Consider the following 25785-nt stretch of genomic DNA (forward strand, 5'->3'; position numbering starts at 1 on the left):
GGGTCGCACCGCAGCCGAACCGGGCGCAGCGTCACCCGGTCGACATATGAGCGAGCATGATCACGAATGAGTGCGGAGTGGCAAAACCGCAGGTAAGCCCAGCCTTTCCTTGCTGGCGGGACGGAAATGATCGGCGTAGATTGGGTGTTGTTAAAAAAGTAGAACGAGTCCAAACTAGCTTCCCGGGGGTACCCGCATGGCCATCATCGAGACCGAGGCGGCGCTGCACGAGGCGCACCGCGACAACCACACCCACCGCGACGTGAACGGCGGCTGGCTGCGCCCCGCCGTCTTCGGCGCCATGGACGGACTGGTCTCCAACCTTGCCCTGATGACCGGCGTCGCCGGCGGTACCGCGAGCCAGCAGACCGTGGTGATCAGCGGGCTCGCCGGCCTGGCCGCCGGTGCCTTCTCCATGGCCGCGGGCGAGTACACCTCCGTCGCCTCCCAGCGCGAGCTGGTCGAGGCCGAGCTGGACGTGGAGCGCCGCGAGCTGCGCAAGCACCCGGCGGACGAGGAGGCCGAGCTGGCCGCGCTCTACGAATCGCGCGGCGTCGAGCCGCACCTCGCGCGCGAGGTGGCCCGCCAGCTGTCCAGCGACCCCGAGCAGGCGCTGGAGATACACGCCCGCGAGGAGCTGGGCATCGACCCCTCCGACCTGCCCTCGCCGACCGTTGCGGCCGTGTCCTCGTTCGGCTCCTTCGCGCTGGGCGCCCTGCTCCCCGTCCTGCCCTTCCTGCTCGGCGCCGGTGCGCTGTGGCCCGCCGTGCTGCTGGCACTGGCCGGACTGTTCCTGTGCGGCGCGGTGGTCGCCAAGGTCACGGCCCGCAGCTGGTGGTACAGCGGCCTGCGGCAGCTCGCCCTCGGTGGCGCGGCGGCCGGTGTGACGTATCTCCTGGGCAGCCTGTTCGGAACGGCCGTAGGATAGCCCGGCTCGAACTTATGCGGCGGGCCGCATAAGTAGCCGTTACTCGCTGGTTTCGAGTGCGTAATCTCCGGGCATGAGCCGTAAGCGCTGTGGGCAATGAAGCCTGCCGTGCATGCGCGGAGTGGGCGACGACGCCCCCTCCGCCCCTCGGACCGACGGACACCGATCTGTTCGCCCCGGTCTCCATAGCTTCCACCACGGGTGCGGTACCCCCGCCGCCACCCTCCGGTGTCCGCATGCTGGAACGGATTGTCCCGTTTACCGAGAACCGCTCCATCATGTAACCTGCACCAAATTTTCAGCCACCGCAGAGGGCCAACGTCGTCCCTCGGCACCTGCACATGCCAGATGACGACGACGGGAGAGCCGATGCGTACGCCGCGCCAGCCGTCCCAGCACTCCGAGAGTGGCCAGAACTGGTCCTTCATGGATGCTCGCCCTGCTGCCCAGGGTATGTACGACCCCCGCAACGAACACGACGCGTGCGGCGTCGGTTTCGTCGCCACCCTTACCGGCGAGGCCTCCCACACCCTGGTCGACCAGGCACTCACCGTGCTGCGCAACCTGGAACACCGCGGCGCCACCGGCTCCGAGCCCGACTCCGGCGACGGCGCGGGCATCCTCTCCCAGGTGCCCGACGCGTTCTTCCGCGAGGTGGCCGGATTCGAGCTGCCCGAGGCCGGGGGGTACGCCGTCGGCATCGCCTTCCTGCCGGTCGACGGCACCCAGGACGCCGTCTCGCGCATCGAGACGATCGCCGAAGAGGAGGGCCTCACCGTCCTCGGCTGGCGCGAGGTCCCGGTCGCCCCGCAGATGCTGGGCGCCACCGCGCGCTCCACGATGCCGGTCTTCCGCCAGATCTTCGTGAGCGACGGCACCTCGCAGGGCATCGCCCTGGACCGGCACGCCTTCGCGCTGCGCAAGCGCGCCGAGCGCGAGGCCGGGGTCTACTTCCCGTCGCTGTCCGCGCGGACCATCGTCTACAAGGGCATGCTGACCACCGGCCAGCTGGAGCCGTTCTTCCCGGACCTGTCCGACCGCCGCTTCGCCTCCGCGATCGCGCTCGTGCACTCCCGGTTCTCCACCAACACCTTCCCGAGCTGGCCGCTCGCCCACCCGTACCGCTTCGTCGCGCACAACGGCGAGATCAACACGGTCAAGGGCAACCGCAACTGGATGCGCGCCCGCGAGTCCCAGCTGGCCTCGGACCTGTTCGGCTCCTCCGCCGACCTGGAGCGGATCTTCCCGATCTGTACGCCGGACGCCTCGGACTCCGCCTCCTTCGACGAGGTCCTGGAGCTGCTCCACCTGGGCGGGCGCTCGCTGCCGCACTCCGTGCTGATGATGATCCCGGAGGCGTGGGAGAACCACGACTCCATGCAGCCGGACCGGCGCGCCTTCTACCAGTTCCACTCCACGATGATGGAGCCCTGGGACGGCCCCGCCTGCGTCACCTTCACCGACGGCACCCAGGTCGGCGCGGTCCTCGACCGCAACGGTCTGCGCCCCGGCCGCTACTGGGTCACCGACGACGGCCTCGTCGTCCTCGGCTCCGAGGTCGGCGTCCTCGACATCGACCCCGCCAAGGTCGTCCGCAAGGGCCGCCTCCAGCCCGGCCGCATGTTCCTCGTGGACACCGCCGAGCACCGCATCATCGAGGACGACGAGATCAAGGCCCAGCTCGCCGCCGAGCAGCCGTACGGCGAGTGGATGGAAGCCGGCGAGATCGAGCTGTCCGACCTGCCCGAGCGCGAGCACATCGTGCACACCCACGCCTCGGTCACCCGCCGCCAGCAGACCTTCGGGTACACCGAGGAGGAGCTGCGCGTCATCCTCGCGCCGATGGCCAAGGCCGGTGCCGAGCCGATCGGCTCCATGGGCACCGACTCGCCCATCGCCGCGCTCTCCGACCGGCCCCGGCTGCTCTTCGACTACTTCACCCAGCTCTTCGCCCAGGTCACCAACCCGCCGCTGGACGCCATCCGCGAGGAACTGGTCACCTCGCTGCGCTCCTCGCTCGGCCCCCAGGGCAACCTGCTCGACCCGACGGCCGCCTCGTGCCGCAGCGTCCTGCTGCCCTTCCCGGTGATCGACAACGACGAGCTGGCCAAGCTCATCCACATCAACGCCGACGGCGACATGCCCGGCTTCAAGGCCGCGACCCTCTCCGGTCTCTACCGGGTGCACGGCGGCGGCGAGGCGCTGGCCGCGCGGATCGAGGAGATCTGCGCCGAGGCCGACGCCGCCATCGAGAACGGCGCCCGGCTGATCGTCCTGTCCGACCGCCACTCGGACGCCGAGCACGCGCCGATCCCCTCGCTGCTGCTCACCGCCGCCGTCCACCACCACCTCATCCGCACCAAGCAGCGCACCGAGGTGGGCCTGCTGGTCGAGGCCGGCGACGTCCGCGAGGTCCACCACGTCGCCCTGCTCATCGGCTTCGGCGCCGCCGCGGTCAACCCGTACCTCGCGATGGAGTCCGTCGAGGACCTGGTCCGCGCGGGCACCTTCCTGCAGACCGACGACGGCGAGCCCGAGCAGGCCATCCGCAACCTGATCTACGCCCTCGGCAAGGGCGTCCTCAAGGTCATGTCCAAGATGGGCATCTCCACCGTCGCCTCCTACCGCGGCGCCCAGGTCTTCGAGGCCGTCGGCCTGGACGAGGAGTTCGTCGCCAAGTACTTCAACGGCACCGCCACCAAGATCGGCGGCGTCGGCATCGACGTCGTCGCCAAGGAGGTCGCCGCCCGCCACGCCAAGGCGTACCCGGCCAGCGGCATCGCGCCGGCCCACCGCGCGCTGGACATCGGCGGCGAGTACCAGTGGCGCCGTGAGGGCGAGCCGCACCTGTTCGACCCGGAGACGGTCTTCCGCCTCCAGCACTCCACGCGCTCCGGCACGTACGAGATCTTCAAGAAGTACACCGAGCGCGTCAACGAGCAGTCCGAGCGGCTGATGACGCTGCGCGGCCTGTTCGGCTTCAAGAGCGACCGGCAGCCGATCTCCCTCGACGAGGTCGAGCCCGTCTCCGAGATCGTCAAGCGCTTCTCCACCGGCGCCATGTCGTACGGCTCCATCTCCCAGGAGGCGCACGAGACCCTCGCCATCGCCATGAACCAGCTGGGCGGCAAGTCCAACACCGGTGAGGGCGGCGAGGACCCGGAGCGCCTGTACGACCCGGCGCGCCGGTCCAGCATCAAGCAGGTCGCCTCCGGCCGCTTCGGCGTGACCTCCGAGTACCTGGTCAACGCCGACGACATCCAGATCAAGATGGCCCAGGGCGCCAAGCCCGGCGAGGGCGGCCAGCTGCCCGGCCACAAGGTGTACCCCTGGGTCGCCAAGACCCGGCACAGCACCCCGGGTGTCGGCCTGATCTCCCCGCCGCCGCACCACGACATCTACTCCATCGAGGATCTCGCCCAGCTGATCCACGACCTGAAGAACGCCAACCCGCAGGCGCGGATCCACGTCAAGCTGGTCTCCGAGGTCGGCGTCGGCACCGTCGCGGCGGGCGTCTCCAAGGCGCACGCGGACGTGGTGCTGATCTCCGGCCACGACGGCGGCACCGGCGCCTCCCCGCTCACCTCGCTCAAGCACGCGGGCGGCCCCTGGGAGCTGGGCCTGGCCGAGACCCAGCAGACCCTGCTGCTCAACGGCCTGCGCGACCGGATCGTCGTCCAGACCGACGGCCAGCTCAAGACCGGCCGCGACGTCGTCATCGCCGCGCTGCTGGGCGCCGAGGAGTTCGGTTTCGCGACCGCGCCGCTCGTCGTCTCCGGCTGCGTCATGATGCGCGTCTGCCACCTGGACACCTGCCCGGTCGGCATCGCCACCCAGAACCCGGTGCTGCGCGAGCGCTTCTCCGGCAAGGCCGAGTACATCGTGAACTTCTTCCGGTTCATCGCCGAAGAGGTCCGCGAGATCCTCGCCGAGCTGGGCTTCCGCTCCATCGAGGAGGCCGTCGGCCACGCCGAGACCCTCGACGTGACCCGCGCGGTCGACCACTGGAAGGCGCAGGGCCTGAACCTGGAGCCGCTGTTCCACGTGCCCGCGCTGGCCGAGGGCGCGGTGCGCCACCAGGCCGTCGGCCAGGACCACGGCCTGGAGAAGGCGCTCGACAACCAGCTGATCAAGCTCGCCTCCGACGCGCTGGCCGCCCCGGACGCCACCCGGGCCGCCCCGGTGCGCGCCCAGGTCGCCATCCGCAACATCAACCGCACGGTCGGCACCATGCTCGGCCACGAGGTCACCAAGAAGTTCGGCGGCGCCGGTCTGCCCGACGACACCGTCGACATCACCTTCACCGGCTCCGCCGGCCAGTCCTTCGGCGCCTTCGTCCCGCGCGGCATCACGCTGCGCCTGGAGGGCGACGCCAACGACTACGTCGGCAAGGGCCTGTCCGGCGGCCGGATCGTCGTCCGCCCCGACCGGGGCGCCGACCACCTCGCCGAGTACTCCACCATCGCCGGCAACACCATCGGCTACGGCGCCACCGGCGGCGAGATGTTCCTGCGCGGCAAGGTCGGCGAGCGCTTCTGCGTCCGCAACTCCGGCGCGCTGGTCGTCTCCGAGGGCGTCGGCGACCACGGCTGCGAGTACATGACCGGCGGCCACGCGGTGGTCCTCGGCGAGACCGGGCGCAACTTCGCGGCCGGCATGTCCGGCGGCATCGCCTACGTCGTCGACCTCGACCGCGACAACGTCAACGTCGGCAACGTCGACGCGGTCCAGGCCCTGGACGACGCCGACAAGGACTGGCTGCACGACGTGGTGCGCCGCCACGCCGAGGAGACCGGATCCACGGTCGCCGGGAAGCTGCTCGCCGACTGGCCCGCGGCCGTGGAGCGCTTCAGCAAGATCATCCCCAGCACCTACCAGGCAGTGCTCGCCGCCAAGGACGCCGCCGAGCGAGCCGGTCTCTCCGAGACCGAGACCACCGAGAAGATGATGGAGGCGGCGACCAATGGCTGATCCCAAGGGCTTTCTCAACCACGGACGCGAGGTCGCCAGGACCCGCCCCGTCGACGAGCGCGTCAAGGACTGGAACGAGGTCTACGTCCCCGGCTCCCTGCTGCCGATCATCAGCAAGCAGGCCAGCCGCTGCATGGACTGCGGTATCCCGTTCTGCCACAACGGCTGCCCGCTCGGGAACCTGATCCCCGAGTGGAACGACTACGCCTACCGCGAGGACTGGTCGGCGGCGTCCGAGCGCCTGCACGCCACCAACAACTTCCCGGAGTTCACCGGCCGCCTGTGCCCGGCTCCGTGCGAGTCGGCGTGCGTGCTCGGCATCAACCAGCCGCCGGTCACCATCAAGAACGTCGAGGTCTCGATCATCGACAAGGCGTGGGAGACCGGGGACGTCGCCCCGCAGATCCCCGAGCGCCTGTCCGGCAAGACCGTCGCCGTCATCGGCTCGGGCCCGGCGGGCCTGGCCGCCGCCCAGCAGCTCACCCGGGCCGGTCACACCGTCGCCGTCTACGAGCGCGCGGACCGCATCGGAGGGCTCCTGCGCTACGGCATCCCCGAGTTCAAGATGGAGAAGCGGCACATCAACCGCCGCATAGAGCAGATGCGCGCGGAGGGCACCCGCTTCCGCACCGGCGTCGAGATCGGCCGCGACCTCAAGGCGACCGACCTGAAGAAGCGCTACGACGCCGTCGTCATCGCCGCCGGTTCCACCACCGCCCGCGACCTGCCGGCCCCCGGCCGCGAGCTGAACGGCATCCACCAGGCGATGGAGTACCTGCCGCTGGCCAACAAGGTCCAGGAGGGCGACTACGTGGCGCCCCCGATCACGGCCGAGGGCAAGCACGTCGTCGTCATCGGCGGCGGCGACACCGGCGCCGACTGCGTGGGCACCGCCCACCGCCAGGGCGCGGCCTCCGTCACCCAGCTGGAGATCATGCCCCGGCCGGGCGAGGAGCGGGACGCGGAGCGCCAGCCGTGGCCGACCTTCCCCATGCTGTACAAGGTCACCAGCGCCCACGAGGAGGGCGGCGAGCGGGTCTACGCCGTCTCCACCACCCACTTCGAGGGCGACGAGGACGGCAACGTCCAGTGGCTGCACATGAGCGAGGTCGAGTTCGTCGACGGCAAGCTCACGTCGAAGCCGGGCACCGAGCGGAAGATCCCGGCCCAGCTGGTCACCCTCGCCATGGGCTTCACCGGCACCGACAAGGACAACGGTCTCGTCGACCAGTTCGGCCTGGCGCTCGACGAACGGGGTAACATCGCCCGGGACGCCGACTTCCAGACCAACGTGCCGGGTGTGTTCGTCGCCGGTGACGCCGGCCGCGGCCAGTCGCTCATCGTCTGGGCGATCGCCGAGGGCCGCTCGGCGGCGCGCGGCGCCGACCGCTTCCTGACCGGGGCCAGCGACCTGCCGGCCCCGATCCGCCCGACCGACCGCGCCCTCGCGGTCTGACGGACGGACCACCGTCCTGACGGACGGACAACCGAAGAACGTCCCGCACAAAGGCGTGCGGAACACTGATGGCGCCTGCCCCGTCCCCGACCGGACCATGGGCAGGCGCTGTCGCATGCTCAGGGCACCCGGTAGGTGTCCCCGTACATCTCCCACACCAGCGGGGTCGCCAGCTCCATGTTCCCGGCCGCGAGGAACCGGCGCTGGGCCGTGTCGACGCGGGAGGTGTCGATGCCCGGGCGTTTGGCCTCCATGGCCTGCTTCCGGACGTCCAGGAAGGCGTCCAGATACGCCTTCTCGGCGCCGCCCTGCCCCGGCGTCCTCGCCTTGGCCATCGCCCGCTCGCGCAGCCCGTAGAAGCCCTCGGCGTCCGTGTCGGGGCCGTGGAAGACCATCGCGTCGTAGTAGACGAACTGGCCCAGCGTGCCCAGGCCGTCCAGCTTGGCCAGGCGCACCGCCGGTTCGAAGTAGACCCGGTCGCGCTCCTCCTCCTGGGCCGCGCGGAACGCCGGGACCTCCGCCTCCGCCTTCCAGGCCGCGGTGAAGCCCGGGTCCAGGCCCTCGTGCGAGTCGCTGCCGTCCACCTCGCGCAGCGCGGGCAGATAGCCGGCCAGGCCGTTGTCCGGGTGGTCCTCGGTGTAGCGCTCGACCAGGGTGAGCAGATCGTGGGTGCCGGTGCAGAAACCGACGATCCCCGCGGTGTACCCGTCGCCGTCCCCGACGTCCTCGATGCTGCCGTAGGCGGTGCGCCACCGAGTCGTCGAGTTCTCGGCGCTGGACACCACCTGCTGGGCCAGCTCCTTCTTGGCCGGTGCGGCGAGTCCCGGCGGCAGGTCGGCGATGAGCGCGTCGTCCGCCTCCCGCTCCCGCTCCCGCTCGGCCCGGTCCTTGGCGTCGTCGCGGGCCGACTCGGCGGAGGCCGGGGACGACGAGGACGCCGAGGACGCGGTGTCCGCCGAGCCGGCCGAGTCGTCCGGCACGGCGAGGTACACGCCCGCGGCGATCACGGGAAGGGCCCCGAGGAGCAGCACTCCGGCACGTTTCATTGGGGGACACCTCTCATAGGGGGAGACCTCTCACAGCGGGATGCTTCCGCCCGTCAGCTCGGACACCTTGACCGCCGACGTCACCGCCAGCAGCACCACCAGCGCGGCACCCGCACCGGCCTGCACCGCCACCCGGCGCCCGTCCCGGGGCGCGTACGCGAACGCCAGGGCCAGCGCACCGCCCACCAGCATGCCGCCGAGGTGCCCCTGCCACGCGGTGAACCAGGCGGAGACCAGCAGCCACAGCAGCAGGGCGGCCATGGAGCGGTTGACCCGGGCCGGGTCGGCGCCCAGCCGGCGGTGCAGCACGTAGTACGCGGCGCCCACGCCGAAGACCGCACCGGACGCGCCGACCGAGGCCTGCCCGGGGTCGGCGAGGACCAGCTCCAGGACGGAACCGCCGAGCGCCGACAGCAGGTACAGGACGGCGAAACGGAACCGGCCGAGCATCAGCTCCACCACCCGCCCCAACTGCCACAGCACGACCATGTTCAGCGTGATGTGCAGGATCCCGAACGTGCCCTCGAAGGGCGACTGGTGCAGGAAGGCGCTGGTGAGCATCCGCTCCCACTCGCCCCCGGCGACACCCTCCGTGTGGACGGGCCCGAGGACGAGGAACGTTCCCTCGCCCGCGTAGTGGGTGCCGTCCGCACCGACCAGCCGCGCGCCCACCATGGCGAACCGGTCCACGATCCCGGGCCGCACCACCTCCGCCAGGTAGGCGAGCACGGTGAGCGCGAACAGCACGTACGTCACCACGGGCGTCGCCGACATCCGGCCCCCGGCGAGGGTCCTGGCCCGCCGGGCCGACCGCGCCCCCTCCCCGGCACACTCCGGGCACTGGTGGCCGACGGGCGCCGCACGCATGCAGTCGGGGCAGACGAACCGCTCGCAGCGGGTACAGCGGACCTGGCACTCCACCGCGGGGTGGCGGTAGCAGGTGGTGGCGGTGGACTCGGAATCCACGGGGCCGGCTCCTCGGGACGGGCGGACGGTGAGCCGGTGGGGACGGCGGCGAACAAAATAGCGAATGCCCGTGGACCGGCCGGTCGGCGGGGTGCGCCGTGCCGTACCCTCGGCACCGGATGCCGCGAGGCAGCAGTGACGGGGGGAGTCCGCATGGCCGCGATCAGTCTCACCAAGGTGCGGGAGAGCGCGCCGGCGCTGGTCGATCTGTACAAGACCGCCGGGGTGTCGCTCACCAAGCACGGCATGGAGGAGACCCGGGCCGCGGTCTACCTCGTCGTCGACTACTCCGGCTCCATGAAGCCGTACTACAAGGACGGCAGCGTGCAGGCGCTCGCCGACCGGGTGCTGAGCCTGTCCGCGCACCTCGACGACGACGGCACCGTGCCGGTGGTGTTCTTCTCCACCGACGTCGACGCGGTCACCGAGATCGCGCTCGCCGACCACCAGGGCCGGATCGAGCGGATCGTGGCCGGGCTCGGGCACATGGGCAAGACCAGCTACCACCTGGCCATGGACGCCGTCATCGACCACTACCTGGACAGCGGCGCCCGCCACCCCGCCCTGGTCGTCTTCCAGACCGACGGCGGCCCGATCAACCGGCTCGCCGCCGAGCGCTATCTGTGCAAGGCGGCGCCGCTGCCACTGTTCTGGCAGTTCGTCGGCTTCGGCGACCCGGACAGCCGCCAGTTCGAGTACCTGCGCAAGCTGGACGAACTCGCGGTGCCCGGCAAGCGGGTGGTCGACAACGCCGGGTTCTTCCACGCGGGCCGCGACCCGCGCAAGGTGACCGACGCGGAACTGTACGACCGGCTGGTGGGCGAGTTCCCCCAGTGGCTGGCGGCCGCACGCGCCCAGGGGATCGTGCGGCCCGCCTGAAGGCGCCCGCCCGCGGCGGTCAGTGCCGCAGGGAGAAGCCCAGCACCACCCGGGCGGACACCTCCACCGCGCCCGGAGCCAGCGCGCCGGGCGGGCCGCCGGCCGCCGAGGCCCGGAACGCGGCGACGGGCTCCGCCTCCACGTCCTGGATGTGCAGCACCGGCCCCAGCCGCGCGTCCGCCGCCTCCGCGTACACCTGGGCCTTGCGCCGGGCCGCGGCCACCGCCCGGCGCCGTGCCTCGTCGAGCAGCGCCGGCCTGTCGCGCACGTCGAACTCCACGCCGTCGATCCGGTGCGCGCCCGCGTCGACCACGTCCGCGATCAGCCGCTCGAGGTCGTCCAGCGCCCCGGTCTCCACCGCGTACGAGGCCTGGCACCGGTACCCGAGCAGGGTCCGGCCCCGGGCGTGACCGTCGTACTCCGAGCTGAGGCCCAGCCGGGAGCCCGACACCGAGGCGTCCGGCACACCGTGCCGCCGCAGCACCTCCCGCAGCCGGGCCACGGCCTCCCCGGCCCGCTGGAAGGCCTGCTCCGGCGACGGCTCCAGCACGTCCACCGCCGGCCGCACCCGAGCGAGCGACGGCTCGGCCCGCACCGTGCCCGAGCCGAACACGCTGATGCCCCACGGTTCTTCGATGGCCTGTGTCATAAGGGCATTGAAGCAGCGCTGCGCACCCCGCGCGGCGACTTACGTGTCGCACTCCAGCACCGTCCGGCACAGCCCGCACCGCGCCCGGACCCGCCCGCGCACCGGCACCCTGATCCGCTGGTGGCAGGTCGGGCAGGGGAACGACACCCGCAGCTGCCCGGGCGGCTGCGCGGTGAAGGAGTACGGGTCGCCGCCCGCCGCACCGGCGGCCCGCGGGTCCTGCGCGTGGCGGCGGTCCCGGGCGTAGCGGCGGCGGCCCGCCCAGCCGGCCGCGGTCAGCGGCGGCTGCTGCTCGTCCCGGCGCGCCCGCGCCAGGCCCTTGCCGTACGCCGTGTAGGCCTGCGGACTCGTGAACCACACCGACGGGTCCTCGCCGAACACCAGCGCCCGCTTGGCCAGCACGTAGCCGAACTCCTCCGGCGTCAGGTACCCCAGCTTCTGCGAGGTCGCCGCGTCCTCCCGGTAGGCGTCGAGGAGCAGCCAGCCGGCGCCCAGGTACGTCGTCGCCGTGTCGGTGAGGATCTCGTTGGCCCGGGTGGAGGGGAAGGCCAGGTCGAGGCGGTGCAGGTACACGTGCATCACCTCGTGCGCGAGGGCCGCGCCGATATCCCGGCGGTGCGTGCGGAAACGGTCGTTGAGCTCGATGAAGTACTCCGGGCCCGCCGTGAGTTCCACGTTCGCCGCGTGGGTCATCTCGCGGAAGGAGACGATCATGCGGGCGTCGGGCAGCCGGTAGTGCCGCACCAACTCGTGCGCCACCCGCTGCGTGCCCAGGTACAGGTCGTCCGTGTCGCAGAACGCCACGTCCGCCGGGGCCACACTGGCCGAGAACGTCCGCACGGTGTCGTACGACAGCCGCCGGTACAGCGCCGTGACCGCCTCCCGCACCGTCTCCAGGTGCGGGAACCCGTGCTCGACCGGTCCGCCGTTCGCCACGCCCGACCCCCAAGACGCCTGAACCCTGCCTCCTGAATGCTGCTCCCACTGTACGAGGACCGTACGGCGTTCAGCGCCTGAGACGGGTCTGCGGCAGCCGGGCCGCCGCCCGTAGGGTGTGCGCCCATGACCACCAGCAACACCGGTACCGGTGCCGTCGAACCCGCCGTCCGCGAGGAGCTGGCCCGGCTGCGGGACAGTATCGACAACATCGACGCGGCCGTCGTCCACATGCTCGCCGAGCGCTTCAAGTGCACCCAGCAGGTCGGCCACCTCAAGGCCCGCCACCGGCTGCCGCCCGCCGACCCGGCCCGGGAGGCCCGGCAGATCGCCCGGCTGCGCGCCCTCGCCGAAAGCGCCAAGCTGGACCCGGCGTTCGCCGAGAAGTTCCTGAACTTCATCGTCGCCGAGGTGATCCACCACCACGAGCGCATCGCGGAGAGCAACGGCGGCGGCGCGGGCGCGGCGCCGGCCACCGACTGAGACCGGGTGCGCCCCCGCCACGGGGGCGCACGCCGGGGGAGTGCGACGACCGCCGCGGCGGACCGGACATACCGCACGTACCGAACCGCCTCTGTGCCCTGCCCACCGCATCAGGCAGCATGTCGTGCATGTCCGTACTGACGCGCGACGAAGCGCAGACCCGTGCCCGGCTCCTCGACGTCCACCACTACGCGATCGATCTCGATCTGACCCGTGGGGACGAGACCTTCGACTCCCGGACCGCCATCCGGTTCACCGTCCGCGGCGACGAGGGCACCGCGGACACCTTCGTCGAGGTCAAGCCCGCACAACTGCGCTCCGTCACGCTGGACGGACAGCCCCTGGACCCCACCGCCCTGGAGGAGAACCGGCTGGCGCTGAAGGACCTCGCCCCCGGCGAGCACGAGCTGCGGGTCGAGGCGGCCATGCGCTACTCGCGCACCGGCGAGGGCATGCACCGCTTCACGGACCCCGCCGACGGCGAGACCTACGTCTACACCCAGCTCTTCCTCGACGACGTCCAGCGGGTCTACGCCGCCTTCGACCAGCCCGACCTCAAGGCCGTCTTCGACCTCACCGTGACCGCGCCCGAGGGCTGGACCGTCCTCGCCAACGGCGTCACCGAGGACACCGGCGAGGGCCGCTGGCAGGCCGCCACCACCCCGCTGATCTCCACCTACCTCGTCGCCGTCGCCGCCGGCCCCTGGCACTCCGTGCGCACCGAGCACCGCGGCCTGCCCTTCGGCATCCACTGCCGCCGCTCGCTCGCCCCGCACCTGGACACCGACGCCGACGAACTCTTCGAGGTCACCCGGGCCTGCTTCGACCGCTACCACGAGAAGTTCGACGAGCCCTACCCCTTCGACTCCTACGACCAGGCGTTCGTCCCCGAGTTCAACGCCGGCGCGATGGAGAACCCCGGCCTGGTCACCTTCCGCGACGAGTTCGTCTTCCGGTCCGCCGTCACCGACACCCAGCGGCAGACCCGCGCCATGGTCATCGCCCACGAGATGGCCCACATGTGGTTCGGCGACCTCGTCACGCTGCGCTGGTGGGACGACATCTGGCTGAACGAGTCCTTCGCCGAGTACATGGGCTACCAGACCACCGCCGAGGCCACCCGCTTCACCGACACCTGGACCGACTTCGGCGTCACCCGCAAGCCCTGGGGCTACGACGCCGACCAGCGCCCCTCCACCCACCCGGTCGCCCCCGAGGACGTCCAGGACACCGCCTCCGCGCTGCTCAACTTCGACGGCATCTCCTACGCCAAGGGCGCCTCCGCCCTGCGCCAGCTCGTCGCCTGGCTCGGCGAGAAGGACTTCCTGGCCGGCATCAACATCCACTTCGAGCGGCACCGGTTCGCCAACGCCTCCCTCGCCGACTTCATCGACTCCCTGGCCGCCGCCACCGACCGCGACGTCCACGCCTGGGCCGACGCCTGGCTGCGCACCACCGGCGTCGACACCCTCGTCCCGAGCGTCACCGGCGACAACGGCAGCCGCGCCCTCACCGTCCGGCGCACCGGCGAGCGCCCGCACCGCATCGCCGTCGGCCTCTACGACCAGAGCCCGGGCGACGAGGGCCGCCTCACCCCGCGCGAACGCCTCGACATCGACGTCCCCCAGGCCGAGCCCCGGCCCATCGGCAAGCTCCCCGCCCTGGTCGTGCTCAACGACGGCGACCTGAGCTACGCCAAGATCCGCTTCGACGCCGACTCCTTCCGGACCTTGCGCGAGAGCCTGTCCGGCCTGCCCGACCCGCTCACCCGGGCCGTCGTGTGGAACGCCCTCAGGGACGCCGTCCGCGACGGCGAACTCCCCGCGGCCACCTACCTCGACATCGCCCGCGCCCACCTCCCGCACGAGACGGACCTCGCGCTCGTCGACGGCGTCCTCGCCTTCGCCTCCGGCCAGGTCGCCGACCGCTACGTCACCGCCGAGCAGCGGCCCGCCGCCCTGAGCACCCTCGCCGAGCTGTGCCGCGACCTCATCCGCCGCACCGAGGACGGCGACCACCCCGGGCTGCGCCTGATCGCCGTACGCCACCGCATCGCGACGGCCGCCCACCCCGACACCATCGCCGCCTGGCTCGCCGACGGCACCGTGCCCGGCGGCCCCGAGCTCGACCCGGAGCTGCGCTGGCGGATCCTCACCCGGCTCGCCGTCCTCGGCGCCACCGACGAGGCGGCCATCGCCGCCGAGCTGGCGGACGACCCGAGCGCCACCGGCCAGGAGGGCGCCGCCCGCTGCCGCGCCGCGCTGCCGGACGCCGAGGCCAAGGCCCGCGCCTGGGAGGCCATGTTCGCCTCCGACGACCTCTCCAACTACCTGTTCACCGCCACCGCCCAGGGCTTCTGGCAGCCCGAACAGGCCGACCTCGTGCGGGACTACGTACCGCGCTACTACCCCGAGGCCGTCGCGCTCGCCGCCCGTCGCGGCCCCGCCATGGCCGACGCCGCAGGCCGCTGGGCCTTCCCCGCCCACGCCGTCGACGCCGACACCCTCCGGCTCGGCCGCGAGTGCCTCGCCGACGCCGACCCGATCCCCGCCCTGCGCCGCAAGCTCACCGACCAGCTCGACGACCTGGCGCGCGCACTGCGGGTACGGGAGACGGGCACGGCCTGACACACCCGACGCGGCCGGTCTCCCCGGGGCGGGGAGACCGGCCGCGTTCCCCGGCCGAGAGCCGCTGGCGTCCCCCTTTCGGGTTGTGATCACTGAGCTGTCCGGGCGTACGCGCCCCTTCGCGTGGAAGCTGGAGCCCCAGCCCCCGTGCCCGGAGGACAGCACATGGGCATGCCGCCCCTCGCCTCGGGCCCGCACGGCACCGACGCCCTGCGGCCCCTGCTCGACACCGTGCTCGACGCCCTGCGCGCCGGTACGGCCCGACGCGCGGGCCCGCTGCCCGCCGGCGGCCCCGGTGCCGTCGCCGCCCGGGTGGCGGACGCGGCCGGCGACATCCTGCCCGAGAAGGGCGACCCCGAGGCGCTCCGGGTGCTGGTCGGCGCGCTCGCCGAGGGCGCCGCCGACCCCGCCCACCCCCTGTGCGCCGCCCATCTGCACACCCCGCCGCTCGCCGTCGCGGCCGCCGCCGACCTCGCCGCGAGCGTCCTCAACCCCTCCCTCGACTCCTGGGACCAGGCACCCGCGGCCTCCGCCCTGGAGGCCCTCGTCGTCCGCGCCCTCGCCCGGGAGACCGGTGCCGCCGACGCCGTCGTCACCACCGGCGGCACCGAGTCCAACCAGCTCGCCGTCCTGCTCGCCCGCGAGACGCACGGCGCGGGCCTGCGGCTGGTCCACGGCGAGGGTGCCCACCACTCGCTGCCCCGCGCCGCCTGGCTGCTCGGGCTGCCCGAACCCGTCGTCGTCCCCGCGCCCGCCGGCACCCTCGACCCCGCCGCCCTCGACGAGGCCCTCACCCAGGTCCCCGGACCGCACCTGGTCGCCGCCACCGCGGGCACCACCGACGCCGGGCTCATCGACCCGCTGCCCGAGATCGCCGACCGCTGCGCCGCCCACGGCGCCCGCCTCCACGTCGACGCCGCCTACGGCGCGGGCCTCCTGTTCAGCGACCGGCACCGGGCCAGGCTGGCGGGACTCGAGGCGGCCGACACCGTCGCCCTGGACCTGCACAAGCTGGGCTGGCAGCCGATCCCGGCCGGGCTCCTCACCGTCACCGACGCCGACGACCTCGCCGCCCTCCACCACCGCGCCGACTACCTGAACGCCGACGACGACACCGACGCGGGCCTGCCCGACCTCCTCGGGCGGTCCCCGCGCACCAGCCGCCGCCCCGACGTCCTGAAGACCGCCGTCACCCTCAAGACCCTGGGCCGCACCGGACTGGGCGCCCTCGTCGACGCGGTCTGCTCCCTCGCCCGCGAGTTCGCCGGGCTCGTCGAGGCGCATCCCGGGTTCGAACTGCACGCCCCGCCCACCATCAGCACGGTCCTGTTCCGGCCCGCCGGAGCGAGGGACGACGCCGTCGCCGCCGTACGCCGCGCACTGCTCAGCACCGGCCGCGCCGTCCTGGGCCGGGCCCGCGCCGACGGCCGGCTCTGGCTCAAGGCGACCCTCCTGAACCCGCACACCCGCCCCGACGACCTCGCAGCACTCCTGACGCTCGTGGAAGGACACGTCCCGCGATGAACACCCCGGCGCACCACACCCCCGACGCCCCCCGCGACCTCGTCGGCATCGGCATCGGCCCCTTCAACCTCTCCCTCGCCGCCCTCGCCGACCCCCTGACCGACCTCGACGCCGTCTTCTACGAACAGCGCCCCGACTTCCGCTGGCACCCCGGCCTGCTCATCGACGGCGCACGCGTCCAGGTGCCCTTCCTCGCCGATCTGGTCACCCTCGTCGACCCGGCGAGCCCCTGGACCTTCCTCAACCACCTCAGGGCCAGAGAACGCCTCTTCCCCTTCTACTTCGCCGAACGCTTCCACATCGAGCGCGCCGAGTACGACGCCTACTGCCGCTGGGTCGCCGAGAACCTGCCCGCGCTCCGCTTCCACCACCAGGTCGACGCGGTGCGCTGGAACCCCGAACGCGACCTCTTCGAGGTCGACTACACCCAGCTCGACGCCGACGGGGAGGCCGAGGCCCTCGGCCGCACCCACACCCGGAACGTCGTCCTCGGCATCGGCACCGAACCCCACGTCCCCGACCCGCTCAGGCCGCTCGTCGAGGACCCCGCCGTCCCCGTCGTGCACGCCGCCGACTACCTCCGCCACCGCGACACGCTCCTGGCCGCCGGACACGTCACCGTCATCGGCACCGGCCAGTCCGGCGCGGAGGTCTTCCTGGACCTGCTCCGCCACCGCCCCGCCGGGCGCGAGCGGCTGCACTGGCTGGGCCGCACCCGGGCCCTCGCCCCCATGGAGTACTCCAAGCTCGGCCTGGAGCACTTCACGCCCGACTACACCCGCTACTTCCACGGCCTGGCCGAACCGGTCCGCGACCGCCTCGTCGCCGCCCAGTGGCAGCTGCACAAGGGCATCGACGCCGACACCACCGCCGCCATCCACGACGAGCTCTACCGGCGCACCCTCGACGGCGGCTGGCCCGACACCACCCTCACCCCCGGCGTCCACGTCCGCACCGCGGGACGCATCGCCGCCACCCAGGTCGAACTCCACCTGGAGCACGAGCAGCAGAAGACCCGCTCGCGCCTCACCACCGACGCCGTCGTCCTCGCCACCGGCCACCGCGAACGCCCGCTGGGCCGCCTCCTCGCCGGGCTCGACCCCTACATGCGGCGCGACAGCTCCGAACGCCCCCGCGTCGACGACCGCCACCGCCTCGTCCTCGACCCCTGTGTCACCGGCAACGTCTACGTCCAGAACGCCGAGACGCACACCCACGGGGTCGGCACGCCCGACCTGGGCCTCGCCGCCTGGCGCAGCGCGACCGTCCTCAACGACCTCACCGGGCGGGAGCCGTACCCGCTGCCCGCCCGCACCGCCTTCACCACCTTCGGCCTGGACGGCGGCCTGCCCCAGATCCCGTCCGCGCGCCACCACCGGGCACTCACGCCCCTGGTGGACGGGGTCTAGGGCCGCCCCGGCACCGCTCAGAACACCGGCACGCCGTCGCGCGTCAGCGACCAGTCCGCGGACGCGAAGTCCTTCGGGTCCAGCACACCCTTCGCGGTCGCCCACTCCGCGATCCGGGTGCGGATCTCCGTCGACTCCGACCACAGCTCCTTGGCCGACGCCACGTGCGGGAAGGCGCCGCCGCCGTTGGCCCGGTAGTTGTTCACGGCCAGTACGAACTGCCGCGCGTCGTCCAGCGGAGCACCGGCGTGGGCGAGGTTCTTGATCCGGGAACCGGCCGCCTGCGCGATGTCGATCTCGTACGTCAGGCCCGAGACGTAGTCGTAGTTGTAGTCCGGGCGGCCGCCCGCGTTGGTCAGCTTGTCCACGTCCACCGGCGCACCGGCGGCCGTGCGCACGTAGTACTCCGCCGAGTACTCCAGGTACGCCCGCAGCTGCGCGCCCGTCAGCAGCTTCGCGACCAGCGTGTTGTCGTACACGTACAGGCTCGACAGGTCCCGGATCGTCACGTCGCCGGCCGGGATCTCGGAGGTCCGCGAGAAGGGCGAGGCCTGCGCGAGGACCGGCAGCGCGGCGTACTCCGTGCCCGCCAGCGCCTCCTTGACCACGTCCTCCTGGACCTTGGTGATCAGGTCGATGATCGGGGCGTCCTTGTACCGCGCCTCGACCGTGGTCAGCGTCTCGGTGGCGGTGCCGACGACCTGGTTGACGTAGGCCACGACCTTCTCGTGCTCGTCCGCCAGCAGCTTGGTGATCCTCGGGTCGTCCTCGACCGTGTTGGAGTTGCGCAGCGACGCCTTCACCGACTCGACGTGCCAGCGGCCCCGCTCGAAGACCAGCTCGAAGTCGAACAGGGTCAGCCGCTCGGCGTAGCACAGCGGCTCCGACAGCACGACCGTCTTCCCGGTCTTCTCGTTGACGACCTTCAGCTCGGCGATCTCCTCGTGCGCGTGCCCGACCAGGATCGCGTCGATGCCCGGCACCTGCCGGGCCACGTTGGCCGCCGCGTTCTCGACGTAGGGGACCTGGTCACCGTAGGAGGACGTGCCCGACGAGCCCGAGTGCGCCGAGACGACCACGACGTCCGCGCCCATCGAACGCAGCTTCGGCACCCACTTGGCCGCCTGCTCCTCCAGGCCCGGGAAGGCCAGCTTCCCCTGCACGTACGCCTTGTCCCAGATCGCGATGCCCGGGTTGGTCAGCCCCAGCACCGCCACCTTCACCGGCGGCGCGCCCTTCACCCGGAAGGTCTTCATGAAGTACGGCGGGAAGGCGGGCTTCAGGGTCTTGGCGTCCACCGCGTTCGCGCCGAGCAGCGGGAAGTCGCACTGCTCCTCGAACCGGCGCAGCGTCTCGATGCCGTAGTTGAACTCGTGGTTGCCGAGCGCCACCGCGTCGTAGCCGATGGCGTTCATCGCCTGCGCCATCGGGTGCACCGGACCGCCCTCGGCGGTGATCGGGTCCACCTTCGCGTAGTAGTACGTCAGCGGGGTGCCCTGGATGGTGTCGCCCGCGTCCAGCAGCAGCGTGTTGCGGCGGCCCTTCTCCTCGCGGACCTGGTTCACCAGGGTGGAGATCCGGCCGAGACCCTGGGCGTTGCCCGCCGCGTCCGTGTACTCGGCGTCCTTGAAGTAGTCCCAGTTGAAGACGTGCCCGTGCAGGTCGGTGGTGCCGAGCACGGTCAGCGCGTACCGCTTGGGCCTGCGGCCGCCCCGGTGCGCGGGGGCCGCGGCCTCGGCCGCCGGAGCGGCCGCCGCGCCGGCCAGGGCGACCCCCGCCCCCGTCACGGCGGACCTGCTCAGGAAGGTGCGGCGGTTCAACGGCATGACTGACTCTCCTCGGTGGACCCGTGCAGACAGTGGCAACGCGCGTAGATTCTGTCCTGAACATGTCTTCTGTCAAGGGGTGCCGGACCCTCCGTATGCTCATCGGAGCGGCGCCGCGCACAATTCAACACTTGTCAATATCCCTTTACTGAACGGTTGTTGAGTGGTCATGCGTGGCCAATTCGCTACCCGGCAGTAAGTCATAGGCTCGACTCATGCGCCGAGCAAAGATCGTCTGTACTCTTGGGCCCGCCACCGACTCGTACGACCAGATCAAGGACCTGGTCGACGCCGGTATGGACATCGCCCGCTTCAATTTCAGCCACGGCACCCACGCCGAACACGAAGAGCGCTACCGCCGGGTCCGCAAGGCGTCCGACGAGACGGGCCGCAGCGTCGGTGCCCTGGCCGACCTTCAGGGTCCGAAGATCCGCCTCGGCCACTTCGGTGAAGGACCCGTACTCCTTGAACGCGGCGACAGTTTCACCATCACCGTCGAGGAGGGCGTCGCGGGCGACCGCCACACCTGCGGCACCACGTACGCGGGCCTCGCCGGGGACGTCACCCCCGGTGAACGCGTCCTCGTCGACGACGGCAAGGTCTGCCTGGAGGTGACCGGCGTCGACGGGCCGCACGTGCGCACCCGGGTGATCGAGGGCGGCATGGTCTCCGACCACAAGGGCCTCAACCTGCCCGGCGTCGCGGTGTCCGTGCCCGCCCTGTCGAAGAAGGACGAGGACGACCTGCGCTGGGCGCTGCGCAGCGGCTTCGACGTCGTCGCGCTGTCCTTCGTGCGCAGCGGGCGGGACGTCCTGGACGTGCACCGCATCATGGACGAGGAGGGCCGCCGCCTGCCCGTCATCGCCAAGGTCGAGAAGCCGCAGGCCGTGGAGAACATCGAGGACATCGTCGCGGCCTTCGACGGCATCATGGTCGCCCGGGGCGACCTCGGCGTCGAGATGCCCCTGGAGCAGGTGCCGATCGTGCAGAAGCGCGCCATCAAGCTGGCCAAGCGCAACGCCAAGCCGGTCATCGTCGCCACCCAGATGCTCGACTCGATGATCGACAACGCCCGCCCGACCCGCGCGGAGGCCTCCGACGTCGCCAACGCGGTCATCGACGGCACGGACGCCGTGATGCTCTCCGGCGAGACCAGTGTGGGCAAGCACGCGACCGACACGGTGCGCACGATGGCCCGGATCGTCGAAGCGGCGGAGGAGGACATCCTGGCCAAGGGGCTGCCCCCGCTGACCGAGCGCAACAAGCCCCGCACCCAGGGCGGCGCGGTCGCCCGCGCGGCGGCCGAGATGGGCGACTTCCTCGGCGCCAAGTTCCTGGTCGCCTTCACCCAGTCCGGCGACACCGTCCGCCGCCTGTCCCGCTACCGCTCGCCCATTCCGCTGCTCGCCTTCACCCCGGAACCGGCGACCCGCTCGCAACTGAGCCTGACCTGGGGCGTGGAGACCTTCCTCGGCCCGCACGTGGACTCCACGGACGCGATGGTCGACCAGGTGGACGAACTGCTCACCCGGTACGGGCGGTGCGAGAAGGGGGACACCGTGGTCATCACGGCCGGCTCCCCGCCGGGGGTGTCCGGCACGACGAACCTGGTGCGGGTGCATCACATCGGGGAGGACGACCGCTGAACGGGTGTCTCCGCGACGGCTTCGGGATGCCTTCGAAACGAAGGTAAAGTGCCCCGGGTGGGACTCGAACCCACACTGAATGCCTTTTGAGGGCATCGTCTCTGCCGATTGGACTACCGGAGCCTCTTCGAACCGAAGGTCAGTGTAGCCCCTCGGTGACTCAAACATACAGGAGCTAGGTAGGCTCTTGTCAGCAGTACCCCTGCCCCGAACGAGGAGCCCACGTGACCGCCCCCGAGTCGCCCCAGCCCGTAGACGACGTGCCCGACGACGACCAGTCGCACGTGCCTCCGCTGACGACCCGCGTCGTCATCGCCGAGGACGAGGCGCTCATCCGGCTGGACCTCAAAGAGATGCTGGAGGAGGAGGGGTACTCCGTCGTCGGTGAGGCCGGCGACGGTGAGCAGGCCGTGGAGCTGGCCCGCGAGCACCGCCCCGACCTGGTGATCCTCGACGTCAAGATGCCCAAGCTCGACGGCATCTCCGCGGCCGAGAAGATCGCCGAGGAGTCCATCGCGCCGGTCCTGATGCTGACCGCCTTCTCGCAGCGCGACCTGGTGGAGCGGGCCCGCGACGCCGGGGCCATGGCGTACCTCGTGAAGCCGTTCAGCAAGAGCGACGTCGTGCCGGCGATCGAGATGGCCGTCTCGCGGTTCACCGAACTGAAGGCGCTGGAGAAGGAGGTCGCCGACCTCAGCCTGCGCCTGGAGACCCGCAAGCTGGTCGACCGCGCCAAGTCGGTCCTCCAGACGGAGTACGGCCTGACCGAGCCGGCCGCCTTCCGCTGGATCCAGAAGACCTCCATGGACCGGCGGATGTCGATGCAGCAGGTGGCCGAGGCGGTCATCCAGGACGCCGAGGAGAAGAAGGCGTCCAAGGGCTGACCCGCGACACCCTCGGTGTACGAGTGAGGCCCGCGTCCCCCGTGCGGGGGTGCGGGCCTCAGCCGTACCGTGAGCGGAGCGGCCGTCAGTCCTCGCCGAGGTAGGCCTTGCGGACCGACTCGTCGTGGAGCAGGTCCTGGCCGCTGCCGGACAGGACGATGTTGCCGACCTCCATGACGTGGCCGTGGTCGGCCAGGGACAGGGCGGCCTGGGCGTTCTGCTCGACGAGCAGGATGGTGGTGCCCTGGGACTTCAGCTCGGCGATCGTCGCCATGATCTTCTGCATCATGATCGGCGAGAGGCCCATGGAGGGCTCGTCGAGCATCAGCAGCTTGGGCTGGGACATCAGGGCACGGCCCATGGCGAGCATCTGCTGCTCTCCGCCGGACAGGGTGCCCGCGGCCTGCTTGCGGCGTTCACCGAGGATCGGGAAGAGGTCGTAGGCGCGCTGGATGTCCTTCTCGATGCCCGGCCGGTCGCTGCGCAGGAAGGCGCCGAGGCGCAGATTGTCCTCGATCGTCATGCGCGGGAAGATGTGCCGCCCCTCGGGCGAGTGGGCGAGCCCCAGCGAGACGATCTGGTGCGCGGGGACCTTCTTGAGCGACTTGCCGCCGAACCTGATCTGGCCGCCGACCGGCTTCAGCAGCCCCGACAGCGTGCGCAGCGTCGTCGTCTTGCCGGCGCCGTTGGTGCCGATGAGGGTGACCACCTCGCCCGCGTCGACGCTGAAGGAGATGCCCTTGACGGCCTCGATCTTGCCGTAGGCGACGCGGAGGTCCTCGACCTCGAGCAGTGCGGTCATCGGTCGTTCTCCTTGCCGGCCGCGGTGTCCGTGGTGGTGCCGGCCTGGGCGGCCTGCGCGGCTTCGGCGGCCTCCACTTCGGCCGCTTCCGCGGCGCCGGGGTCGTCGGCGAGGGGCTCGCCGAGGTAGGCGGCGACCACGCGTTCGTCGCTCTGCACGGTGGCGCTGTCGCCCTCGACGAGCTTCTCGCCCTGCACCAGTACGGCGACGCGGTCGCAGAGGTTGAAGATGAACCGCATGTCGTGCTCGATGACGAGGACGGCGATGCCCTTGTCGCGGATGGCGAAGACCAGTTCCTCGGTGGCCCGCGTCTCCTGCGGGTTCATGCCGGCCGTCGGCTCGTCCAGGAGCAGCAGCCCCGGCTCGCTGGCCAGCGCGCGGGCGATCTCCAGCTTGCGCTGCTCGCCGTAGGGCAGGTTGCGGGCGAGGTGGTCGGCCTTGGGGTCGAGACCCACGAACTCCAGGAGCTCCATGGCGCGTTCACGGGACGCCTTCTCCGCGCGGTGGAAGCCGGGACCGCGCAGCACCGCCGACCAGAAGCCCTCCTTGGTCCGGGTGTGCCGGCCGACGAGGACGTTCTCCAGGACCGTCATGTTGCCGAACAGCCGGATGTTCTGGAAGGTACGGGCGATGCCGGCGGCGGTCACCTTGAACGACTTGGCCGGCAGGACCTGGCCCTTGTAGCGGACCTCGCCCTCGGTCGGGATGTAGAGACCGGTCAGGCAGTTGAAGAAGGTCGTCTTCCCGGCGCCGTTGGGGCCGATCAGGCCGACGATCTCGCCGCTGTTCACGGTGAGGTCGACGCCGTTCACGGCGGTCAGTCCGCCGAAGCGCATCGTGACACCGCGCGCGTCGAGGATGGTGGTGCCGGGGGCCGGGGCGCCCGGTGCGGTGTCCTTGGTGGTGGTGTCGGTGGTCATGGTGGTCAGGCCCCTGTCTTGCTCAGGACTGCGGGCGCTTCGGCCTCTTCGTGGAACTCCAGCTGGCGGCGCCGGTTGGCGATGAGGCCCTCCGGACGGAAGCGCATCAGCAGGACGAGCGCGAGTCCGAAGGCGAGGAGCTGGTAGTCGTCGAGGAACTGGAGCTTGTTGGGAATCAGGAACAGCAGCGCCGCACCGATGAGCGGACCGGCGATGGTGCCCATGCCGCCGAGCACGACCGCGGCGAGCAGGAAGGCCGAGTTGGGCGGCGTGGTGCCGGCGAAGAGGTACTGCTCGGGGGTGACGGTGTAGGTGACGTGCGCCTGGACGGTGCCGGCGAGTCCGGCCAGCGAGGCGCCGACGGCGAACGCGATGAGCTTGACGCGGAAGCCGTTGATGCCCATGGCGAGCGCGGCGGTCTCGTCCTCGCGGATGGCGACCCAGGCGCGGCCGATGCGGGAGTCGCCGCTGCGCCGGAAGACGAGGACGACGACGGCCGTGATGATGAGCATCAGCAGGAAGTAGTTGGCGAACCGGCCGAGGGTGAAGCCGCCGATGTCGTGCGCGACCCCGAGGTCGAAGCCGAGGATCTTGAGGTCGGGGATGGACGAGATGCCGTTGGAGCCGTTGGTGACGTCCGGGCCCGAGGTGCCGTCCAGGTTGTTGGCGGTGATCCGGAAGATCTCACCGAAGCCGAGCGTCACGATGGCGAGGTAGTCGCCGCGCAGCCGCAGCGTGGGCGCGCCGATCAGGACGCCGAACACCAGGGAGGCGGCCGCGCCGACCAGGACCGCGGCCCAGAAGGGCAGGTGCAGGTCGAAGGGCGAGCTGGGGGAGCCGGAGACCATGGAGGCGGCGTAGGCGCCGACACCGAGGAAGGCCACGTAGCCGAGGTCGAGCAGGCCGGCGAGGCCGACGACGATGTTCAGGCCGAGCGCGACCGTGGCGAAGATCAGGATGTAGACGCCGAGGGTGGCGTACTGGTCGTCGGACTGGGTGAAGGGGAAGCAGGCCGCCGCGATGAAGGCGCCGCAGACGGTGATGTTCTGGTGCCGTGCGGTGATCTCGGTGGCGTGGCCGATCAGCCCGGACCGGTGGAAGGCGGAGAACCCGAAGCCGGCGACGATCAGGAAGCCGATGAACAGCTCGTCGTACTCGGTGCCGATGCCGTAGGTGAAGACGAGCAGCGCCACGGCGAGGATCGCCACGATGACGAGGATCTCGACGTAGGAGGGCAGCGCGCGCACCGGCTTGGGGTCCTTGGAGGCGAAGGCCGCCCGGACCGTCTGCCAGTTCTGCGAGCCGGTGTGCTTGAAGCGGTCCCAGCCGGTGTCGTCGGGGTCGAACGGGTCGGGCTCGGGGCGCTCGAAGGGCAGCGCGAGGGCGCCCAGGAACGCGACGAGGGTGACGGCCGCGGCGATGTAGCCGCCGGGTTCGAGGTTGACGACGCCGCCGAGCTTGGTGCTGATCGCGACCACCGTGTACCAGGTGGTGGCGAAGGCGGCGAGCGCGGCGAACTTGAGCGCCGCGTCGGCACCCGCGGGCGCGAGCCAGCCGAGCCCCTTGACGCCGTACGACGCGAGGCCGAAGAGGGCGGTGAGGGCGCCGGCGATCAGTACCAGGACCTGGAGGCCGCCGGGGTAGCCGTAGACGGTGAGGTCGCCGGGGAACTCGGCGGTCCAGGTCCAGGCGAGGAAGGTGGAGACGACGGTGAGGACGCCGCCGCCGGTGGCGAGGGCACGGCCGAGGTTCGCGGGTATGCCGATGAGGCCGGAGGCGTCGCCCGGAGCGGGGGCGCCGGTGTTCTTCGGCGCGGTGGTCTGTGTGGTCATC

The 25785-nt window shown here is 71.5% G+C and carries 18 protein-coding genes and 1 tRNA gene; 10 read left to right on the top strand and 9 right to left on the bottom strand.

The genetic code is table 11. The features are described from left to right. Positions 1 to 196: 196 nt before the first annotated feature. The 3 genes from B9W62_RS28910 (at position 197) to B9W62_RS28920 (ending at position 7355) form a co-directional block, all read left to right on the top strand. Complete coding sequence (locus tag B9W62_RS28910; protein WP_087809896.1) at positions 197 to 928, top strand: VIT1/CCC1 transporter family protein; 732 nt, start codon at positions 197 to 199, stop codon at positions 926 to 928. Positions 929 to 1354: 426 nt separating this feature from the next. Next, positions 1355 to 5899 carry a glutamate synthase large subunit gene (gene gltB, locus B9W62_RS28915; RefSeq protein ID WP_087812156.1) on the top strand — a complete coding sequence of 1515 codons (4545 nt, stop codon included), beginning with the start codon at positions 1355 to 1357 and terminating at the stop codon, positions 5897 to 5899. After that, a complete protein-coding gene (locus B9W62_RS28920; RefSeq protein WP_087809897.1) occupies positions 5892 to 7355 on the top strand; it encodes a glutamate synthase subunit beta in 1464 nt (487 codons plus the stop codon). The genes gltB and B9W62_RS28920 overlap by 8 nt, the downstream gene beginning before the upstream one ends. A 119-nt stretch (positions 7356 to 7474) precedes the next feature. Here the strand turns inward: B9W62_RS28920 and B9W62_RS28925 are convergent, their stop codons facing one another. Together B9W62_RS28925 and B9W62_RS28930 are read right to left on the bottom strand one after the other, a co-directional pair. Continuing rightward, a complete protein-coding gene (locus B9W62_RS28925) occupies positions 7475 to 8401 on the bottom strand; it encodes a chitosanase (protein WP_087809898.1) in 927 nt (308 codons plus the stop codon). 30 nt (positions 8402 to 8431) lie between these two features. Then, the gene (locus tag B9W62_RS28930; protein WP_087809899.1) at positions 8432 to 9367 is read right to left on the bottom strand and encodes a rhomboid family intramembrane serine protease; all 936 of its coding nucleotides are present in this window, start codon (positions 9365 to 9367) and stop codon (positions 8432 to 8434) included. 153 nt (positions 9368 to 9520) lie between these two features. On the opposite strand from B9W62_RS28930, the gene B9W62_RS28935 reads away from it, so the two are divergent. Then, positions 9521 to 10246 carry a vWA domain-containing protein gene (locus B9W62_RS28935; RefSeq protein ID WP_087809900.1) on the top strand — a complete coding sequence of 242 codons (726 nt, stop codon included), beginning with the start codon at positions 9521 to 9523 and terminating at the stop codon, positions 10244 to 10246. Between the two features lie 19 nt (positions 10247 to 10265). Here the strand turns inward: B9W62_RS28935 and B9W62_RS28940 are convergent, their stop codons facing one another. Continuing rightward, a complete protein-coding gene (locus B9W62_RS28940) occupies positions 10266 to 10895 on the bottom strand; it encodes an SIMPL domain-containing protein (protein WP_179235722.1) in 630 nt (209 codons plus the stop codon). 39 nt (positions 10896 to 10934) lie between these two features. Then, complete coding sequence (locus B9W62_RS28945) at positions 10935 to 11831, bottom strand: hypothetical protein (RefSeq protein ID WP_087809901.1); 897 nt, start codon at positions 11829 to 11831, stop codon at positions 10935 to 10937. Between the two features lie 126 nt (positions 11832 to 11957). On the opposite strand from B9W62_RS28945, the gene B9W62_RS28950 reads away from it, so the two are divergent. The 4 genes from B9W62_RS28950 (at position 11958) to B9W62_RS28965 (ending at position 17874) form a co-directional block, all read left to right on the top strand. Further along, positions 11958 to 12314: a chorismate mutase gene (locus tag B9W62_RS28950; RefSeq protein WP_087809902.1), complete on the top strand. Its 357-nt coding sequence runs from the start codon at positions 11958 to 11960 to the stop codon at positions 12312 to 12314. 128 nt (positions 12315 to 12442) lie between these two features. After that, positions 12443 to 14941 (top strand): aminopeptidase N, encoded by a 2499-nt coding sequence (gene pepN / locus B9W62_RS28955; RefSeq protein ID WP_179235723.1) that lies wholly within the window; start codon positions 12443 to 12445, stop codon positions 14939 to 14941. A gap of 165 nt (positions 14942 to 15106) precedes the next feature. After that, positions 15107 to 16465, top strand: coding sequence for a pyridoxal phosphate-dependent decarboxylase family protein (locus B9W62_RS28960; protein WP_087809904.1), 1359 nt, complete (start codon positions 15107 to 15109; stop codon positions 16463 to 16465). Further along, positions 16462 to 17874 carry a lysine N(6)-hydroxylase/L-ornithine N(5)-oxygenase family protein gene (locus B9W62_RS28965; protein WP_087809905.1) on the top strand — a complete coding sequence of 471 codons (1413 nt, stop codon included), beginning with the start codon at positions 16462 to 16464 and terminating at the stop codon, positions 17872 to 17874. The genes B9W62_RS28960 and B9W62_RS28965 overlap by 4 nt, the downstream gene beginning before the upstream one ends. A 17-nt stretch (positions 17875 to 17891) precedes the next feature. Here B9W62_RS28965 and B9W62_RS28970 read toward each other — a convergent pair whose 3' ends face one another. After that, on the bottom strand, positions 17892 to 19700 hold the full coding sequence (locus B9W62_RS28970; protein ID WP_087809906.1) for a bifunctional metallophosphatase/5'-nucleotidase: 1809 nt from the start codon (positions 19698 to 19700) through the stop codon (positions 17892 to 17894). Positions 19701 to 19915: 215 nt separating this feature from the next. Here B9W62_RS28970 and pyk point away from each other — a divergent pair, with 215 nt between their 5' ends. Further along, complete coding sequence (pyk, locus tag B9W62_RS28975; protein WP_087809907.1) at positions 19916 to 21346, top strand: pyruvate kinase; 1431 nt, start codon at positions 19916 to 19918, stop codon at positions 21344 to 21346. Between the two features lie 49 nt (positions 21347 to 21395). Here pyk and B9W62_RS28980 read toward each other — a convergent pair. Further along, positions 21396 to 21469, bottom strand: a tRNA-Leu gene (locus tag B9W62_RS28980). Between the two features lie 101 nt (positions 21470 to 21570). On the opposite strand from B9W62_RS28980, the gene B9W62_RS28985 reads away from it, so the two are divergent. After that, entirely contained in the window at positions 21571 to 22230 is a 660-nt protein-coding gene (locus B9W62_RS28985; RefSeq protein WP_059299131.1) for an ANTAR domain-containing response regulator, read from the top strand. An 85-nt stretch (positions 22231 to 22315) separates the two neighbouring features. On the opposite strand, the gene B9W62_RS28990 is transcribed toward B9W62_RS28985, so the two are convergent. The 3 genes from B9W62_RS28990 to B9W62_RS29000 are packed head-to-tail and all read right to left on the bottom strand — an operon-like array spanning position 22316 to position 25784. After that, positions 22316 to 23032 (bottom strand): ABC transporter ATP-binding protein, encoded by a 717-nt coding sequence (locus tag B9W62_RS28990; RefSeq protein WP_087809908.1) that lies wholly within the window; start codon positions 23030 to 23032, stop codon positions 22316 to 22318. Further along, a complete protein-coding gene (locus B9W62_RS28995; RefSeq protein WP_087809909.1) occupies positions 23029 to 23952 on the bottom strand; it encodes an ABC transporter ATP-binding protein in 924 nt (307 codons plus the stop codon). Before B9W62_RS28995 ends, B9W62_RS28990 begins: the two co-directional genes overlap by 4 nt. 5 nt (positions 23953 to 23957) lie before the next feature. Further along, the gene (locus B9W62_RS29000; protein WP_087809910.1) at positions 23958 to 25784 is read right to left on the bottom strand and encodes a branched-chain amino acid ABC transporter permease; all 1827 of its coding nucleotides are present in this window, start codon (positions 25782 to 25784) and stop codon (positions 23958 to 23960) included. Position 25785 lies beyond the last annotated feature (1 nt).

This window comes from Streptomyces sp. CS113 (assembly GCF_002188365.1).
GTDB classification, from domain to species: Bacteria; Actinomycetota; Actinomycetes; order Streptomycetales; family Streptomycetaceae; genus Streptomyces; species Streptomyces tendae.

Coding starts and splice junctions, on each gene's coding strand:
- B9W62_RS28910 (WP_087809896.1), top strand. CDS start 197: ATGGCCATCATCGAGACCGAGGCGGCGCTGCACGAGGCGCACCGCGAC.
- gltB (WP_087812156.1), top strand. CDS start 1,355: ATGGATGCTCGCCCTGCTGCCCAGGGTATGTACGACCCCCGCAACGAA.
- B9W62_RS28920 (WP_087809897.1), top strand. CDS start 5,892: ATGGCTGATCCCAAGGGCTTTCTCAACCACGGACGCGAGGTCGCCAGG.
- B9W62_RS28925 (WP_087809898.1), bottom strand. CDS start 8,401: ATGAAACGTGCCGGAGTGCTGCTCCTCGGGGCCCTTCCCGTGATCGCC.
- B9W62_RS28935 (WP_087809900.1), top strand. CDS start 9,521: ATGGCCGCGATCAGTCTCACCAAGGTGCGGGAGAGCGCGCCGGCGCTG.
- B9W62_RS28940 (WP_179235722.1), bottom strand. CDS start 10,895: ATGACACAGGCCATCGAAGAACCGTGGGGCATCAGCGTGTTCGGCTCG.
- B9W62_RS28950 (WP_087809902.1), top strand. CDS start 11,958: ATGACCACCAGCAACACCGGTACCGGTGCCGTCGAACCCGCCGTCCGC.
- pepN (WP_179235723.1), top strand. CDS start 12,443: ATGTCCGTACTGACGCGCGACGAAGCGCAGACCCGTGCCCGGCTCCTC.
- B9W62_RS28960 (WP_087809904.1), top strand. CDS start 15,107: ATGGGCATGCCGCCCCTCGCCTCGGGCCCGCACGGCACCGACGCCCTG.
- B9W62_RS28965 (WP_087809905.1), top strand. CDS start 16,462: ATGAACACCCCGGCGCACCACACCCCCGACGCCCCCCGCGACCTCGTC.
- B9W62_RS28970 (WP_087809906.1), bottom strand. CDS start 19,700: ATGCCGTTGAACCGCCGCACCTTCCTGAGCAGGTCCGCCGTGACGGGG.
- pyk (WP_087809907.1), top strand. CDS start 19,916: ATGCGCCGAGCAAAGATCGTCTGTACTCTTGGGCCCGCCACCGACTCG.
- B9W62_RS28990 (WP_087809908.1), bottom strand. CDS start 23,032: ATGACCGCACTGCTCGAGGTCGAGGACCTCCGCGTCGCCTACGGCAAG.
- B9W62_RS28995 (WP_087809909.1), bottom strand. CDS start 23,952: ATGACCACCGACACCACCACCAAGGACACCGCACCGGGCGCCCCGGCC.
- B9W62_RS29000 (WP_087809910.1), bottom strand. CDS start 25,784: ATGACCACACAGACCACCGCGCCGAAGAACACCGGCGCCCCCGCTCCG.